The organism is Evansella clarkii (assembly GCF_002019695.1).
Classification (GTDB): Bacteria; Bacillota; Bacilli; order Bacillales; family Salisediminibacteriaceae; genus Evansella; species Evansella clarkii.
On the sequence record NZ_KV917376.1, the window covers coordinates 2510114 to 2526403 of the forward strand.

At 43.7% G+C, this 16290-nt stretch carries 14 protein-coding genes; 13 read left to right on the forward strand and 1 reads right to left on the reverse strand.

Annotation, left to right across the window (positions count from 1 at the left end; translation table 11 throughout):
* The first annotated feature begins 47 nt into the window (after positions 1–47).
* The 7 genes from hemC (at position 48) to ysxE (ending at position 7862) form a co-directional block, all read left to right on the forward strand.
* On the forward strand, positions 48–977 hold the full coding sequence (hemC, locus tag BK582_RS11405) for a hydroxymethylbilane synthase (protein WP_078595153.1): 930 nt from the start codon (positions 48–50) through the stop codon (positions 975–977).
* Positions 978–989: 12 nt separating this feature from the next.
* Positions 990–1772, forward strand: a complete 783-nt coding sequence (locus BK582_RS11410; protein ID WP_078595154.1) for a uroporphyrinogen-III synthase — start codon at positions 990–992, stop codon at positions 1770–1772.
* A 94-nt stretch (positions 1773–1866) separates the two neighbouring features.
* Positions 1867–2847, forward strand: coding sequence for a porphobilinogen synthase (gene hemB / locus BK582_RS11415; protein WP_078595155.1), 981 nt, complete (start codon positions 1867–1869; stop codon positions 2845–2847).
* A 108-nt stretch (positions 2848–2955) separates the two neighbouring features.
* Complete coding sequence (hemL, locus tag BK582_RS11420) at positions 2956–4254, forward strand: glutamate-1-semialdehyde 2,1-aminomutase (RefSeq protein ID WP_078595156.1); 1299 nt, start codon at positions 2956–2958, stop codon at positions 4252–4254.
* Between the two features lie 514 nt (positions 4255–4768).
* Positions 4769–5923 carry a stage VI sporulation protein D gene (gene spoVID / locus BK582_RS11425; protein WP_169910966.1) on the forward strand — a complete coding sequence of 385 codons (1155 nt, stop codon included), beginning with the start codon at positions 4769–4771 and terminating at the stop codon, positions 5921–5923.
* Between the two features lie 14 nt (positions 5924–5937).
* A complete protein-coding gene (locus BK582_RS11430) occupies positions 5938–6846 on the forward strand; it encodes a hypothetical protein (protein ID WP_078595158.1) in 909 nt (302 codons plus the stop codon).
* The gene (gene ysxE, locus BK582_RS11435) at positions 6843–7862 is read left to right on the forward strand and encodes a spore coat protein YsxE (RefSeq protein ID WP_078595159.1); all 1020 of its coding nucleotides are present in this window, start codon (positions 6843–6845) and stop codon (positions 7860–7862) included. The genes BK582_RS11430 and ysxE overlap by 4 nt, the downstream gene beginning before the upstream one ends.
* Before the next feature lie 126 nt (positions 7863–7988).
* Here the strand turns inward: ysxE and BK582_RS26965 are convergent, their stop codons facing one another.
* Positions 7989–8147: a hypothetical protein gene (locus tag BK582_RS26965; RefSeq protein ID WP_167553082.1), complete on the reverse strand. Its 159-nt coding sequence runs from the start codon at positions 8145–8147 to the stop codon at positions 7989–7991.
* Between the two features lie 433 nt (positions 8148–8580).
* On the opposite strand from BK582_RS26965, the gene BK582_RS28385 reads away from it, so the two are divergent.
* The 6 genes from BK582_RS28385 to BK582_RS11460 all read left to right on the forward strand — a co-directional run bounded on the left by BK582_RS28385 (position 8581) and on the right by BK582_RS11460 (position 16287).
* Positions 8581–8739, forward strand: a complete 159-nt coding sequence (locus BK582_RS28385) for a hypothetical protein (protein WP_476729631.1) — start codon at positions 8581–8583, stop codon at positions 8737–8739.
* A gap of 314 nt (positions 8740–9053) precedes the next feature.
* Positions 9054–11696 (forward strand): valine--tRNA ligase, encoded by a 2643-nt coding sequence (locus tag BK582_RS11440; RefSeq protein ID WP_078595160.1) that lies wholly within the window; start codon positions 9054–9056, stop codon positions 11694–11696.
* 75 nt (positions 11697–11771) lie between these two features.
* Positions 11772–12833 carry a DmpA family aminopeptidase gene (locus BK582_RS11445; protein ID WP_078595161.1) on the forward strand — a complete coding sequence of 354 codons (1062 nt, stop codon included), beginning with the start codon at positions 11772–11774 and terminating at the stop codon, positions 12831–12833.
* A gap of 17 nt (positions 12834–12850) precedes the next feature.
* A complete protein-coding gene (gene dat / locus BK582_RS11450; protein WP_078595162.1) occupies positions 12851–13690 on the forward strand; it encodes a D-amino-acid transaminase in 840 nt (279 codons plus the stop codon).
* Between the two features lie 251 nt (positions 13691–13941).
* Positions 13942–14619, forward strand: a complete 678-nt coding sequence (locus BK582_RS11455) for a PspA/IM30 family protein (protein ID WP_078595163.1) — start codon at positions 13942–13944, stop codon at positions 14617–14619.
* Between the two features lie 1317 nt (positions 14620–15936).
* Complete coding sequence (locus BK582_RS11460; protein WP_078595164.1) at positions 15937–16287, forward strand: lmo0954 family membrane protein; 351 nt, start codon at positions 15937–15939, stop codon at positions 16285–16287.
* Positions 16288–16290 lie beyond the last annotated feature (3 nt).

Here is a 16290-nt window from a genome sequence, read left to right on the forward strand (position 1 = left end):
CAGACAACGGAGCGAAGAAGAAAACACTGTGTACATTGGAGGTTACTATGAGAAAAATTATTGTTGGATCCAGAAAAAGCAACTTAGCCATGACTCAGACAAAATGGGTCATCGAAAGGCTGAAATCCCTTGGTCTGGATTATGAATTTGAAATTAAAGAAATCGTTACTAAGGGAGACAAAATCCTTGATGTAACTTTATCAAAAGTAGGAGGGAAGGGCCTCTTCGTTAAGGAAATTGAGCAGGCAATGTATGATAAGGAAATTGATATCGCAGTGCACAGCATGAAAGATATGCCTGCTGTTATTGCCGAAGGACTTACGATCGGAGCTGTTCCTGAACGTGTTGACCCGAGAGACGCATTTATTTCAAACAGCGGGAAAAAGTTAATGGATCTGCCTGCTGGGTCAGTTGTTGGGACGAGCAGTCTGCGTCGCTCTGCACAAGTTCTTGCTCAACGTCCAGACCTTGAAATCAAGTGGATCCGGGGCAATATAGAAACGAGACTGCGTAAATGCCGTGAAGAAGGATATGATGCGATAATTCTTGCTGCTGCAGGTCTGGAAAGAGTAGGCTGGGATAAAAGCATTGTTTCCGAATATCTGGAGCCTGAGCTTTGCCTTCCTGCTGTAGGGCAGGGAGCTCTTGGAATCGAATGCAGAGAAGACGATAAAGAAGTACTTGAACTTCTTGGTAAAATTAACGACGCTACTACTGAATTAACAGTAGCTGCTGAGCGTTCTTTTCTTCACACCGTTGAAGGTGGATGCCAGGTTCCTATTGGCGGGTATGCCACGATGGAAGATGGCCGGATCTCATTGACTGCTCTTGTTGCTTCTCCGGATGGAAAACAGGTTTTCAAGGAAACAGTTAAAGGGGAAGACCCGGTTGCACTTGGAAAGCAAGCTGCTAATAAAATGCTCGACGAAGGTGCCAGAGAAGTGCTTCAGCGTGTAAAGGAAGAACTTGATCTGTAGGGAGCTGATAAGATGGAGCTTGAAGGATGCCGACTTTTAAATACCCGTCCGGCCCATCAAGCTTCTTCGTTAACGGAGAAGCTTGAGGAGCATGGAGCATCAGTTACAGAGCTTCCGCTTATTAAAGTAAAACGAGTTTCCTCAGCGGACACACTTGAACGAATCAGAAACAGCCTGGAAAGTTTTCACTGGATCGTCCTTACAAGCGCAAACAGCGTGGATTTTTTCTTCGAGTTTGTTAATGAGAGTGACGGCGGTGCAAGCAGTCTTTATGGCAAACGATTCGCAGTTGTCGGAGAGAAAACTCACAACCGGCTCAGGCAAAAAGGATTTGAGGCGGAGATTGTGCCGGATGTCTTTGAGGCGGAACATTTGGCTGAAGCGCTGAAGAAAGTTATCCGGACAGATGAAAAAGTGCTTTTTCCAAGAAGCAGTCTGTCACGTGACATCCTTATCAGGCTGCTGAAGCGGGAAAACATACACATAGAAGCGCCAGTGCTCTATGAGACTGTGGCAGAAACTGCCCACAGAATGGAGATTAACAGACTTCTGCAGGAAAAAAGCATAGATATCATCATTTTTACAAGTCCTTCTGCTGTTTATTCGTTTTTCAGGCAGATCAGCTCTGAAAACCGGAGTAAAGGCCTGCAACACATAATGTTTGCAGTAATAGGGACCGTAACAGCGAAAGCTATACAGGATTATGGTTTTACCAATTTGATCGTCCCGGAAGTTTTTACAGTGGAAGGTCTTGTGAAAGCGATAAATGAATCAGCGGGGCAAAATATAATATAGGATTTCCTTCCAGTTGCTGACTGGCAGGGAACTCTTCATCCTGGTCCCCGGTAAAGTTGTGTATCGGCAGGAAAAGATAAAAGGAGGTTTTTATATGTCATCCATCGATTTCAGACGCCACAGAAGATTGAGAAGGACTCCGGGCATCCGGAAAATGGTGCGTGAAACACATTTACATAAAGAAGATTTAATATATCCCATATTCGTTAAAGAGGGGACTAATATCAGAAATGAGGTAGCTTCTATGCCGGGGGTTTACCAGCTTTCTCTTGATCTTTTAAAGAGTGAGATGGAAGAGGTTGTCAATCTTGGCATTGAATCTGTTATTTTATTCGGGGTTCCGGATGAAAAAGACGAGGTTGGTTCCTGCGCCTACGATCAGAATGGTGTAGTGCAGCAGGCAACAAGACAGGTTAAGCAGGCCCACCCTCACTTAACTGTTATAGCCGACACCTGCCTTTGCCAGTTTACTGACCACGGGCATTGCGGAATTATAGAAAACGGGGAAGTATTAAACGACGAAACACTGGAGCTGCTTGTCAAAACAGCGGTTTCCCAGGCAGAAGCAGGAGCGGATATTATTGCCCCATCAAATATGATGGACGGTTTTGTTGCAGCGATCCGCCACGGACTGGATGAAGCAGGCTTTGAGAATATTCCGGTGATGAGTTATGCTGTTAAATATGCTTCTGCATTTTACGGGCCATTCCGGGATGCAGCTCATAGTTCTCCTGCTTTCGGTGACAGAAAAACATATCAGATGGATCCGGCAAACCGGCTGGAAGCTCTCCGTGAAGCAGAATCAGATGTGGAAGAGGGAGCGGACTTCCTCATTGTAAAGCCGGCACTGTCTTATCTGGATATTATCAGAGATGTGAGAGAAAATCATAATCTTCCTGTTGTCGCCTACAATGTCAGCGGTGAATATTCAATGATTAAAGCAGCTGCCTTAAACGGATGGATTGACGAAAAAGCTGTCGTCATGGAAATGCTGACAAGCATGAAACGGGCCGGTGCCGATCTCATCCTTACGTATTTTTCAAAAGATGTGGCAAAATGGCTTGATGAAAAATAAGTCAGGTTAGGATTTTTAACTTAACATTATAAGAGGCGGAATTCAGGAAAAGGAATTTCGCCTTCCATTTTAATAACAAGTAATTTCAATAAAAGAAAGGTGGACGTTATGATGGACAGAAATAAATCAGAAGCAGCGTTTGAGCAGGCGAAAAAAGTAATGCCAGGCGGTGTAAACAGTCCAGTTCGTGCTTTTAAATCAGTAAAAATGGATCCTGTTTTTATGGAACGTGGAGAAGGGGCGCGTATCTGGGATGTAGATGGCAACGAGTACATCGACTACGTGCTGTCATGGGGCCCGCTTGTCCTTGGCCATGCGGACGGACAAGTAGTAGAAGCTCTTAAAAAGATAACTGAAAAAGGGACAAGCTTTGGTGCTCCCCATGAGCTTGAAACAAAACTTGCTGAGCTTGTAATTGAAAGAGTGCCTTCTATCGAAGTAGTACGGATGGTAAACTCCGGTACAGAGGCAACGATGAGTGCCCTTCGCCTTGCACGTGGCTATACTGGCAGAAATAAAATCGTGAAATTTGAAGGCTGCTATCATGGCCACGGAGATTCCTTACTCATAAAAGCTGGTTCAGGTGTAGCTACGTTAGGATTGCCAGACAGCCCTGGCGTCCCTGAATCAGTGGCTAAAAATACACTGACTGTCCCTTATAACGATCTGGACAGCCTGAATGCTGCATTTGAGCAGTTCGGCGATGATATTGCAGCTGTGATCCTTGAGCCGGTTGCAGGTAATATGGGAGTTGTTTTACCTGAGGAAGGATTCCTCCAGGGAGTACGGAAGATTACAGAAGATCACGGTTCCCTTCTCATATTTGATGAAGTAATGACAGGATTCCGTACAGATTACAACTGTGCACAGGGAGCATATGATGTCATTCCGGATTTAACTACTCTTGGAAAGGTGATCGGCGGCGGTCTACCGGTAGGGGCGTATGGAGGTAAACGGGAAATCATGGAGCAGATCGCGCCTGCGGGACCGATCTACCAGGCTGGAACTTTATCAGGTAATCCTCTGGCAATGACTGCTGGGTATGAAACACTGAACCAGCTTACTCCAGAGAGTTACGAGCATTTTGAACGATTAGGAAAAAGGCTGGAGACAGGTCTTGCCGTAGCAGCTGAAAAACATGGGATACCTCACTCCACTAGCAGAGCAGGTTCCATGGTAGGTTTCTTCTTCAATAATGAAAAGGTAACAAATTACGAGAAGGCGTCTGCTTCAGACCTTGGAATGTTCGCTTCCTACTTTAAACTTATGCTGGATGAAAGAGTGTCTCTTCCTCCATCTCAGTTTGAAGGGATGTTCCTTTCCACGAAGCATACAGAGGAAGACATTGACAGAACAATTCAGGCGGCAGAAAAAGCTTTTGCAATATTAAGCAGTGAAAAAGAATAAGAATGAATGACAGCAGATTCCCGGCAATATTGTTTATTGCCGGGGGTTTTTATTTGTAAGTCTGGGAAATATGTCACTTTAAGGTGCATAAACAAGACGTTTTCGCTTTTTCGTTACTTGTTCAAGAGCGACCAGTACAATCAGGTAACGAATGTCTCTCATTCGTGCCTTCATCCTTAGTAATCACTACACTCAGGTAACGAATAGCACTCATTCGTACCCTCGTTCAGATTAATCACCATGCTCAGGGCAGAAAAGAACTCTTCACTCCCCCAAAAATTCAGTTGAAAAAAGTTTATTCAACCCTCTTAACACGATAAGTATGTGACGGCCCCTGTAAGTCCACGTACAATTGACCATGCACAATTATAAACAGGCATATTTCGAGGGGAATGCACATAGAAGTGTAACGTATGAACCAATATTGGGAGACGAGTTTGGACAAAGATTTTATTAAATGCTTACATCATCAACACAATGTAAGGCAGAGTTTACTATAAAGGGGGAGTTCCGCTTGACTAATGAACAGCCGTCATCACTGGCATTTTCTATTAAGGAAGCAGTATGGCTAAACCGGGGAAATGAAATTGATGAGCTATTATCTTTATCTTTAGAACCCGATGTGACAATAAAAGAGGATGACGATCAAGTACTTGTCAGAGGGTCGCTTCAGCTTGTTGGGGAATACAGGCCAAAAGAGGAAACTAACGCCCCGGTGGATGCAGATTCACTGGAAGATCAGGTATCTTTCAGGTCGGTGGAAGAAGTATCACTTAATGATGAAGGAATGGGAGTAATCCGCCATCACTTCCCGCTCGACGTTACTATTCCGAAAGAAAGAATTAACAGAATTGAAGATCTGCTTGTGACAGTTGACGCATTTGATTATGAACTGCCGGGAAGCGGGTGTATCGAACTTGACGCAAATGTTTCTATTTCCGGCATAACTAGTGAAAGAAATGCCTACAGTGAACAAGACGAAGGGGAAGATGCAGCTGAAACCGAGTACGAGGCGGGATATACGGAAGGCTACCAACATGAAGAAGAGGATGACAGAGAGGAGCAACATTATTCCGAAGCTCATTATTTACAAGAAGAGAATCGGGAAAACTCAGAAGAAGATGTAAAAGAACGCCATTTTCATTTTGAGGCGTACCGTCAGCAGCCCGAACCGGAAGAGCTGGATCATAATCATCACGAAGAACATCGATGGGACGGCGGCCAGCATAATTTTAATGATTATGAGGATACCGCTATATCTGCGGAAGAAAGCAGAGATATCGAGGAAAAATCAGAGGCTGCAGGGAACGAACCAAACGTAAAATTTTCTCCTGCAAAGAGCTTTAATTCTCTTAATCGTACTCCGGAAGAAACTGAGCACTATGAATCCGCAGATTCTGATGAGGAAGTACAGCAAGAGAAAACCTCTGGACAAAAGCAAGAGGAGAATGCTTTGTATTTAACGAAAATGCTGACAAGAGGAGAAGAAAGATTTACAAGGCTGCGTATGTGTATTGTTCAGGAAGGGGAATCGCTGGAGACAATAGCTGAGAGATACAATCTTACCGTCAGCAGTCTGCTCAGAATGAACCGGTTAAATGAGGAAAGAGTGTCAGAAGGACAAATCCTCTACCTTCCTGCAAAGCAGGCGCCAGCATCCAAAGAGTGAGCGGGGGCGGTGGTATGCTTAGATTAGATGCGGTACTTGAAAGCTATGGTCTTAAAGAAGGTAAATGGAAAATTGCCGGAAGCCTGCTGGAAACAGAGAAAGGGCTAAAGCGTATCCATGTCTGGACTGATAAAGCCCTTCTTAACTGGCACATCAGCTGGAGAGACCAGCTGGCAGAAAATACGGGCTGTCTGACTGACAGGATGATCCAGACAGTTCGCGGGGAGAGAATGTCGCTGTGTGACGAGGGCTGGATTACTGTGCATGATGAAGTGTCCAGCCCTTTTTCTTACAAAAATAAGGAAAAAGAAACAGGCCGTTTTTTTGGTAAATATTATTCTCTCAAAGTGGAAGACAAACAAACAGATGAAGACCATGCGTATTTCCCGGATTTTAATGCGGAGATCCTTGACAGGAAAGCTCATACAGGGAAGCGTGATAAAAACGGAGAGTTCGTCGAGGCTGTCAGAAAAGAAGCTTTGATGCGATATCAAAAGGCCAAGCGCCTTAACGAAAAAGCAGATCCTGCCCCTGTACCGTTTGTTTGCCCTGTACTATCACTGAATCAGGCGAGACTGGTGTACGAGAAGATGTACTGGGTAAATTCAACGGAGAAACCAGAGAGCGGGTACCGTTCTCTCAGCCGTATGTTAGGAGAATGGCTGAAGCATCAAGGAGAGAAGTCTTTATTTGCAATGCTGGACGAAATGGACTCTTATTTCCCTTTAAAAAATAAACATGGGGTGCCCCTTCTCACGGAATGTCTCCTTCCTTGGGAGTTTGCCGACTTTATAGAAGCAGGGGAAAATCAAAGTTTTGGTGCCCGGAGAAAGGTTTTGGCAGAGAGGTGGGAAACATCGAGAGCTTTAGTGAAGGCGCTGAGTAAATGGCTTGATGTTACCCGGGAGCAGGTGAAGGTATGAATATAGATGTGCAGCAGAAACCTCTAGGCGCAGTACTGTTTCAGTATGATATTTATCCGGAAAAGATTGAAAATGTCGGTAAGGTGAAACGTATTTTTACAGCAAACGGTCAGTATGCTTTAAAAGAAACGACAATGAATGAGGAAGAAGCCCACTGGTTTGTTCATGTGATGAGGCGCCTAGAGAGAATTGGATTCCATTATGTAGTGCCAGTGCTCCCTACTAAGTACGGTGACTATATTGTCCGTTATGGGAGCCAGACGTTTTATCTAATGCCGTGGTACGAGGATCATCAGCAGTTCAGAAGCCCGGTTTACCCTGAAGAGGTGATGGCAGAGGAACTTGCTAAGCTCCACGGGCTTACTGAGAGGACACAGGATTATTCGGAAACGGTTCTTGAGAAATCTTTTGAAACATTAAAAAAGCGCTGGGCGTACCGAAAGCTGGAGATGGAAAGGTATGCGGATAAAATAGAAGGCAATGTATATTTATCCCCGTTTGAACTGACTTTTTTGACTCATTTCCAGCGAAGCATTTTTATGGCGGATAAAGCAGAGGAACATCTGACTCTGTGGTATGAGGGGGTAAAAGAAAAAAAGAGTTTTCGCAGTGTTCTCTGCCACGGTAAACCAGCGAGAAAGCATACGTGTTTTGACAAGTATGGAACTGCATATTTCCTCAACTTTGAAAAAGCGGTTCTGGATACTCCGGCAAGAGACGTGGCTCATATGTTCCGGCACTTTTTTATGTCAAGGCCATGGGATGAACAGGAAGGGCGGCACTGGCTGCAAATATATGAAAAACATTTTGCTTTGTACGATGAAGAAAGGCATCTGTTTGTAAGCTATCTTGCTTTTCCGGAGAGCATGTATCAAATGGCGGACAGGTATATGAAGCGGGACGGGAAGTCGACAGAACTGCATTATGTGACACGCCTGGAAAAAAGAGTTCTTACTTTAAACAGGGTACAACGGTTTATGAACAGCCTCTTTTCCCCGGAAAACGAAAACAGGTAAAGGTACGGGAATGGCATTGTAATTTTATAAAATTGAGATTGGCACGCAAAGACCGGGATGTATACCCGGTCTTATTACTTTGCAATCCAATAACCAGCTGGGTCCTCTTTATGGAAAAAAATGTACTCAGCTGGAGAACCAGCCGAGTACATGGGACAGATAGAGAAAAACAAGTATTGCAAGGAGTATCATATCAAAGGTTGTCGGCAGGAAGAGTGTACGGAGAAATTGTAAAATAATCAGTGGCAGAAGAATCTGGTAAAAAACGTCCACACTTCGCATCATCCAGCGGGGCCACCTGAAGTGGGAGAATACTCTTTTTCTCAGCTTTCATCCCTCCCTGTGCTCATACTGTTATATTATTCTATGCTCAGGCAGGGAGAAGGTGTACTCCAGCCTGGTTTTTCAGATAATTTCTTTAAACGTATAACTTACTTCTGTCAGTGGTATAAATAATTCCACAGTGGCAAAGATAGATTAATGGTACTGGTTTTTAAACGCAGCAGGGCATGCAGAGTCCGGGAAAACAAAATTTTTGCGGATTTGGTCTCATAACTATTGATAAACTTTTTAAATAACGTTAAAATACGTTACATACCAGACGTTGAAAAACAATGAAGGGGAAGAGTACATTTTGAGCCCGACAGAGAGGGAAGCTATCACAGGGTAGTCTTTTACAGGCTGGCAGTGGTGCTGGAAGGTTTCCCGGGAGGTAGAAATGGAAGGTCGCCCTGGAGTTGCTTTTGTGAACAAGCAGACAGAAAAGGCAAGGTTACTGTCCCTGATTGGGGAAGGAAGCCTGCATCTTCATTTGACTGCTTGCAGCAAGAGCCGGTGCAGCACCGTTAAAGCTTTGAGTGTACAGTCTTATGTATAGATTCCTATGGATCCACTGCGTTTCAATGCAGGCATCCTCCATTAGGGAAATGATCTTCTTTGATTAGTAAAGAAGATGCTGAGACTGTAAACAAAGGTGGTACCGCGAGGAATTTAACTCCCTTCGTCCTTTGACGAAGGGGGTTTTTTGTATTTTCAGCCTGTTTCAGGCGCAGGAGAATGACTATGTAAAGATGCTCCCCCTTTATCAGGCCGCACCGTTCAGCCGTTCAACTATAAAAAATCAGCTATAACTAAAAAAGTTCACAAAATCGTACGGGGTCTGGCCCCCGAACTTTTGGAGGAGGAAGAATAATGGAAAACAAAGAGGTTTCAATGCCGCCTAAGTATGACCCGCAGGCGACAGAGAGTAAATGGTATCAGTACTGGGTGGATGGAAAGTTTTTCGAGGCAGCTGGTGATGAAAGCAAAAAGCCGTACACTATCGTTATCCCGCCGCCGAACGTAACAGGAAAACTTCACCTTGGGCATGCATGGGATACGACACTCCAGGATATTCTTATGCGGGTAAAGAGGATGCAAGGGTATGATGCTTTATGGCTTCCTGGAATGGACCATGCAGGTATTGCCACTCAGGCGAAAGTAGAAGGAAAACTTCGTGAAGAAGGAATCAGCAGACACGACCTTGGCAGAGAAAAATTCCTTGAAAAGTCCTGGGAGTGGAAGGAAGAGTATGCGGAGTTTATCCGTAAGCAATGGGCAAAACTAGGTCTTTCCCTCGACTATTCAAGAGAGAGGTTCACTCTTGATGAAGGACTTTCAGACGCAGTTAATGAAGTTTTCGTAAGATTGTACGAAGAAGGTCTTATCTACCGCGGCGAATATATCATAAACTGGGACCCTCAGACAAAGACGGCTCTTTCTGACATTGAAGTAATCCATAAAGACGTACAAGGTGCGTTTTACCATATGAAATACCCTCTCGTGGACGGAAGCGGGCATATCGAGGTGGCGACAACCCGTCCGGAAACGATGCTTGGGGATACTGCTGTTGCCGTACATCCGAAAGATGAGCGTTACCAGCACCTCATTGGCAAGAAGGTAAAGCTCCCGATCGTTGGCAGAGAAATTGAGATTGTAGCAGACGACTACGTGGACCGGGAATTTGGTTCAGGTGCTGTTAAAATTACTCCTGCCCATGATCCGAACGACTTTGAAATAGGCAACCGCCATGATCTGGAGCGTGTGCTCGTTATGGATGAAGGCGGACAAATGAACGAAAATGCCGGGAAGTATAAAGGTATGGACCGGTTTGAATGCCGAAAGCAGATTGTTAAAGACCTTCAGGAAGAAGGCGTCCTGTTCAAAATTGAAGAACATATGCACAGTGTAGGACATTCAGAACGAAGCGGCGCAGTTGTAGAGCCTTATTTATCCACACAGTGGTTTGTAAAAATGGGGCCTCTCGCAGATCAGGCAATTGAGCTGCAAAAGTCAGAAGGAAAAGTTGATTTTGTTCCTGAGCGTTTTGAGAAAACTTATCTACACTGGATTGAAAACATCCGTGACTGGTGTATCTCCCGTCAACTATGGTGGGGGCACAGAATCCCGGCCTGGTACCACAAAGAAACCGGAGAAATTTACGTAGGCCGTACCGCCCCTGAAGATATTGAAAACTGGGAACAGGATGAGGATGTACTTGATACATGGTTCAGTTCTGCATTATGGCCATTTTCAACAATGGGCTGGCCGAATGAAGAAGCACCTGATTTTAAACGATTCTATTCCACAGATGTTCTCGTAACGGGATATGACATCATTTATTTCTGGGTAGCGCGAATGATTTTCCAGGGACTGCATTTCACTGGCGAACGCCCGTTTAAAGATGTGCTGATCCACGGTCTTGTCCGTGATTCAGAAGGGCGAAAAATGAGTAAATCCCTTGGTAACGGAGTCGACCCGATGGATGTTATCGATAAATATGGTGCAGACGCTTTACGCTTCTTCCTTTCTACAGGAAGCTCACCAGGGCATGACCTCCGTTTTTACTGGGAAAAAGTAGAAGCAAACTGGAACTTTGGCAATAAAATCTGGAATGCTTCAAGATTTGCCTTAATGAACATGGAAGGTCTCAAATATGAAGACATTGATCTTTCAGGCAAAAAATCGATTGCTGATAAGTGGATTCTGACCCGCCTTCAGGAAACGGTTGACCATGTTACTAAATTTATTGATACGTATGAATTTGGCGAAGTTGGCCGTGCCCTTTACAACTTTATCTGGGATGATCTTTGTGACTGGTATATTGAAATGGCGAAGCTGCCATTAAATGGGGAAGACGAAGAAGCGAAGCATACAACTCGTTCAGTCCTTGCGTATGTTCTCGACAATACGATGAGGCTGCTCCATCCGTTCATGCCATTTATTACAGAAGAAGTATGGCAGCACCTTCCGCACGAAGGAGAATCAATTACTGTGGCTGAATGGCCGGAGAAAACAGACTCCTTAATGGACATCCAGGCTGTTAAAGATATGCAGCTCCTTCAGGAAATCATCCGTTCTGTACGGAACACAAGAGCAGAACTGAATGTTCCAATGAGCAGGGAAATTACTCTTCATATTAAAGCTGACTCCGTAGAAGTACTTGAACAGCTTCAACGAGGCCAGGCTTATATAGAGCGTTTCTGCCGCCCGGGAGAACTGCGAATGGATACAGGGCTTGCTGCTCCGGAAAAATCAATGAGCTCGGTTCTGTCAGGTGTGGAACTGTATCTCCCATTAGAAGGCCTGCTCGATCTGGACGCTGAAATTGAGCGTCTCGAAGGAGAGCTGAAGCGCCTTGATGGGGAAGTTATCCGAGTTCAGAAAAAACTTTCAAATAAAGGCTTTACAGATAAGGCTCCGGAACAGGTTGTTGCTGCTGAGAGAGAAAAAGAGAAAGATTACACGGAGCAAAGAAATAAAGTTGCTGCCCGCTTAGAAGAACTGAAAAATTAAGGGCTCAAGAAAATCCAGGGATTTAACATCCCTGGGTTTCCTCTACATAATTATATTAACCAGAGGAGACTTGGAATGGGTAAAATAAAGTATAAAAGGGCAAGAGAACTGAATATACAAATAGGGGACCTTCAGCCAGGGGCAAAAAATAAAATTACTGATGTTCCAGGTGTAACAGTTGGCCATCATACACTTAGTAATGGAAACATACAGACCGGAGTAACTGCTATTCTGCCGCATCAGGGAAATATTTTTAAAGAAAAGGTTATTGCTTCGAGCCATGTATTCAACGGATTCGGCAAAACAGCAGGAACGATTCAAATTAATGAACTGGGAACCGTCGAAACGCCGATTATTTTAACGAATACTTTTGCAGCGGGGACTTGCAGCGCAGGACTCATCAAATATATGCTGAAAGACAACCTGGAGCCTGGACGTACTACTGGTACAATTAACCCAGTTGTATGTGAATGTAATGATATGATTTTAAATGATATTAGAGAAGCCGCAGTGGAAGAACGTCATGTGACCAGGGCTATCGAAGCTGCAGGGCCTGACTTTGAGGAGGGTGCACATGGTGCCGGCAGAGGGATGAAATGCTTCGGGCTGAAAGGCGGAATTGGTTCAGCCTCCAGATTTATTCATGCGGGAGACAGAGCATATACCCTGGGAGTATTGGTATTGTCTAATTTCGGTAATCTGCAGGATTTAGTATTAGACGGCAAAAAAGCCGGGAAACGCATTTCTGAAATAAGGGACACAAATGGTACAGAAGAAAAGGATCAAGGATCCATCATTATGATTCTTGCTACTGACTTACCTGTGACAGACAGACAGCTTAACCGGATCATCAGAAGATGCGGCAATGGTTTAAGCCGTACTGGATCGAATATGGGCCATGGGAGCGGAGATTTAGTAATCGGTTTTTCGACAGCAACAAGAATCCCCCATAAGCCGGAAGCTGAGCTTCTTTCTATGGAGTTTGTTCATGAAGAAGAACTGGATCAGCCATTTAAAGCTGCAGCAGAAGCTACGGAAGAGGCGATTATTAATTCAATGCTTATGGCAAAAACAACAACCGGAAGAGACGGGAATCAATTAATCTCATTAAGTGAGTATGCTGAAAAGCTTATATAAAAAGGAGAGGTGTATTAATGGGAGAAGTCGCCTTTTATAAAGACAGATTCGTAGGTATTGAAGAGAACGTTGTGCCAATCCAGGAACGGGGCCACCAGTTCGGTGATGGAGTTTATGAAGTGATCCGCGTTTATGGCGGAGAGCCATTCCTTATGGAGGAACACTTCGACAGGCTCGAGAGAAGTGCTGCAGCAATTGACCTGAGGCTTCCATACAGAAGAGAAAAGCTGAAGGCAATTGTTAAGGAAGCACTTGAACGATCAGAAATTAAAGAAGCGGAAATTTATTTCCAGATCACGAGAGGTATTTCCCCCCGCCAGCATCATTATCCAGAATGTGATGCTGTGTTCGCTCTCACAGTACGCCAGGCAAAAACGTTGGATTCTATTAAACGGGAAGAAGGCGTTCCTGTAACAATTGCAGAAGATGACCGGTGGCTCAATTGTTATATTAAATCGTTAAACCTTCTCCCAAATGTGATGGCTAAGCAGAAGGCAATGGCAAAAGGCTGCGCAGAAGCAATATATCAGAGAGACGGCATAATTACAGAAGGCTCAAGCAGTAATGCCTTTGCTGTAAAAGACGGTGTAATATATACACACCCTGCAACAAGAGGCATTCTTCACGGTATCACAAGGGCGACTGTTATTGAACTGGCGAAAGAAATGGATATAGCTGTAAAGGAAGAAAAGTTTGACACAGAATTCTTCCTGAATGCAGATGAAGTGTTCTTTACGAGTACCAGTGTAGAAGTGATGCCTGTCAGTGAAGCAGACGGTACAAGATTCCCTGAGACAAGGCCTGTGACTCTTAAGCTTTCAGATGCCTTTAAAAAACTATATATTAAAGGGCAGTAATCTCAAGGGCCTCCCAGATGAAAGCCATGCTGGAGAGGCCTTTTAAACAATTTTCCTTGGGAAATGCAAAAAGAATGTATTTTCAGAAATAGTGATATAAAATGAAAATACTGGAATTTCCAGCTAAAGAGGAAATATTATTTAACTTTCTTAAGAATCCTATGAAACTTTTCTTTCCTTAAAGCGTAAAAAAATTATTACAGTAAATTGGCTGATAGACCTGGTTAGTTAAACAGCGTTCTGTTCGGGGGGTGTTTTCAATTTTTTTAATCAGAAGACTCAGAAAGAATCTAACTAAAATTTCCGGAGTATTCAGGAAAGACGAAGAGCCTGAAGAATTACTGGAGCAGTACATAGCAATGCTTGGAGAAAAAGTTAAAGAACTGGAAAACGAAGCAATACAAAAAACAGCAGAAGAAAAATTACTGGCCCGAAGAATTGAAGCAGCAGCTGAAAAAATAAAGAAGCGTGAAAAGCAGGCTCTGAAAGCACTCAGCACAGGAAGGAACGATTTTGCGCGGCGTGTAATTGAAGATAAAACAAGAATCTCCGGGGAGAAAAGACATCTTGAAACACTCCATGCGTCTGCCAGAGACGATGCAGCCGAACTTAACGAGAGACTCTTCAGCCTGAAAAAGTCCTACCAGGAAATACTCTTTAAGCGGGAACAGCTGCAAAATAAAGTCGGGACCACAAAGACTAACATTTTGATGAATGAAGCTCTTTCCACCCTGGACTTTTCCAATAGGAAAGATAGAGAGAACGAGATGAAAGGTACGGAGGAAGAAGGAATCCCTTCCAATACCCCCGACGACAGAAAGCAAACTGACAAAAACGTAAAAAACACGGACAGCCAGTGGCTGCAGGACCAGGTTGACCAGGAGATGCTCCTCCTGAAAAAGAAATTACACAGTAGCAAAAGTGAATGAACATATTAATATAAGGGGTTAAACCATAACTAAAACACCTGTGCAATTAATTGCGCAGGTGTTTTTTTGAAAGATAAGAAAGTATAAAATAAAAATTTTTGTCCACCACGCATTTTTGGTGTGCGGTATTTTTGCCAGAGAAGTACTGTAAATTTCCACGATAATGTCCAGTTTCAGATGTGAGCGTGGGATGACCTCTCCTGAAGCACCTCGAAGTACTGCATAAAAGGAAAAAGCAGCTATTAAATTATGCTGTCCGCCGAATTACTAACCCAAGGGAGGGAATGAGGCTGATTCAGGAATTGAACCGGTTGTACAACGCTCCTCAACGTACGAAAGAGGCTGATTCAGGAATTGAATCGGTTAAACAACACTTCTCAACGTATGAATGAAGCCGATGCAGGAATTGAGTTGGTTGAATGCCTGGACTCAACGTACGAAAGAGGCTGATTCAGGAATTGAACCGGTTGAACAATGCTTCTCAACGTACGAATAAGGCTGATTCAGGAATTGAACCGGTTGAACAATGCTTCTCAACGTACGAATAAGGCTGATTCAGGAATTGAATCGGTTGAACAATGCTTCTCAACGTACGAATAAGGCTGATTCAGGAATTGAATTGGTTGAACAATGCTTCTCAACGTATGAATGAGGTTGATTCAGGAATTGAATCGGTTGAACAACGCTTTTCAACGTATGAATGAAGCTGATTCAGGAATTGAACCGGTTGAACAATGCTTCTCAACGTACGAATAAGGCTGATTCAGGAATTGAACCGGTTGAACAATGCTTCTCAACGTATGAATGAGGCTGATTCAGGAATTGAATCGGTTGAACAACGCTCCTCAACGTATGAATGAAGCTGAATCAGGAATTGAATTGGTTGAACAATGCTTCTCAACGTATGAATGAGGCTGATTCAGGAATTGAATCGGTTGAACAACGCTTTTCAACGTATGAATGAAGCTGATTCAGGAATTGAATCGGTTGAACAACGCTCCTCAACGTATGAATGAAGCTGATTCAGGAATTGAGTCGATTCAATAACACTACAGTCCAACGAGCATATGCAGCAAACAATACAACTACAGCAACCTATTTACAATCGAGGAGGAAGGGGCAGTGTCTGGATCAGCGGTCACTCATTGCAGATATAGAGCGCAGCTCGTGTCCAAGGCTCTTGCGTTTTTCTTTAGCTGATGGGGGGCTTAATACAAAATACGCCTGAAGGCTTAGATAAGATATTTCCCCGGTACATTATCCGGAAATGGCAGAGACGATATGATTAAGGCAGAAAAAAGAGAGGAGGAAAAAACGATGAAAAAGTTTTTGATTTTCTTGCTTGCTATCGCTGCCCTGTTTATTCTGTTAGCTAACATCGGGCCTTTAATACTTCTTGGAGTTAGTGTTTACCTTCTGTATGTTATCTTCAAAAAATTTGTGAGAAGTGATTCAATGGCAGGAAAAGTTATCTGGGTGCTCCTTGGATTGCTTGTACTCAGCGTAGCGTTATCAAATATTTACGCAGTTTTAGGGCTCGCTGCACTGTATTTTTTATATGTGCTTTTCAAAAATAACGGGAAAGAGGAAGAAATTATCTTTAATAAGCCTTCAGAGAACGACCCATTTACAAATTTTGAAAGACAATGGGCAGACATGAACAAGTAAAAA

Bases quoted from the DNA above. Each gene is read 5' to 3' on its own strand.
- hemC (WP_078595153.1), top strand. From the start codon at position 48: ATGAGAAAAATTATTGTTGGATCCAGAAAAAGCAACTTAGCCATGACT.
- BK582_RS11410 (WP_078595154.1), top strand. From the start codon at position 990: ATGGAGCTTGAAGGATGCCGACTTTTAAATACCCGTCCGGCCCATCAA.
- hemB (WP_078595155.1), top strand. From the start codon at position 1,867: ATGTCATCCATCGATTTCAGACGCCACAGAAGATTGAGAAGGACTCCG.
- hemL (WP_078595156.1), top strand. From the start codon at position 2,956: ATGATGGACAGAAATAAATCAGAAGCAGCGTTTGAGCAGGCGAAAAAA.
- BK582_RS11430 (WP_078595158.1), top strand. From the start codon at position 5,938: ATGCTTAGATTAGATGCGGTACTTGAAAGCTATGGTCTTAAAGAAGGT.
- ysxE (WP_078595159.1), top strand. From the start codon at position 6,843: ATGAATATAGATGTGCAGCAGAAACCTCTAGGCGCAGTACTGTTTCAG.
- BK582_RS26965 (WP_167553082.1), bottom strand. From the start codon at position 8,147: ATGATGCGAAGTGTGGACGTTTTTTACCAGATTCTTCTGCCACTGATT.
- BK582_RS28385 (WP_476729631.1), top strand. From the start codon at position 8,581: ATGGAAGGTCGCCCTGGAGTTGCTTTTGTGAACAAGCAGACAGAAAAG.
- BK582_RS11440 (WP_078595160.1), top strand. From the start codon at position 9,054: ATGGAAAACAAAGAGGTTTCAATGCCGCCTAAGTATGACCCGCAGGCG.
- BK582_RS11445 (WP_078595161.1), top strand. From the start codon at position 11,772: ATGGGTAAAATAAAGTATAAAAGGGCAAGAGAACTGAATATACAAATA.
- dat (WP_078595162.1), top strand. From the start codon at position 12,851: ATGGGAGAAGTCGCCTTTTATAAAGACAGATTCGTAGGTATTGAAGAG.
- BK582_RS11460 (WP_078595164.1), top strand. From the start codon at position 15,937: ATGAAAAAGTTTTTGATTTTCTTGCTTGCTATCGCTGCCCTGTTTATT.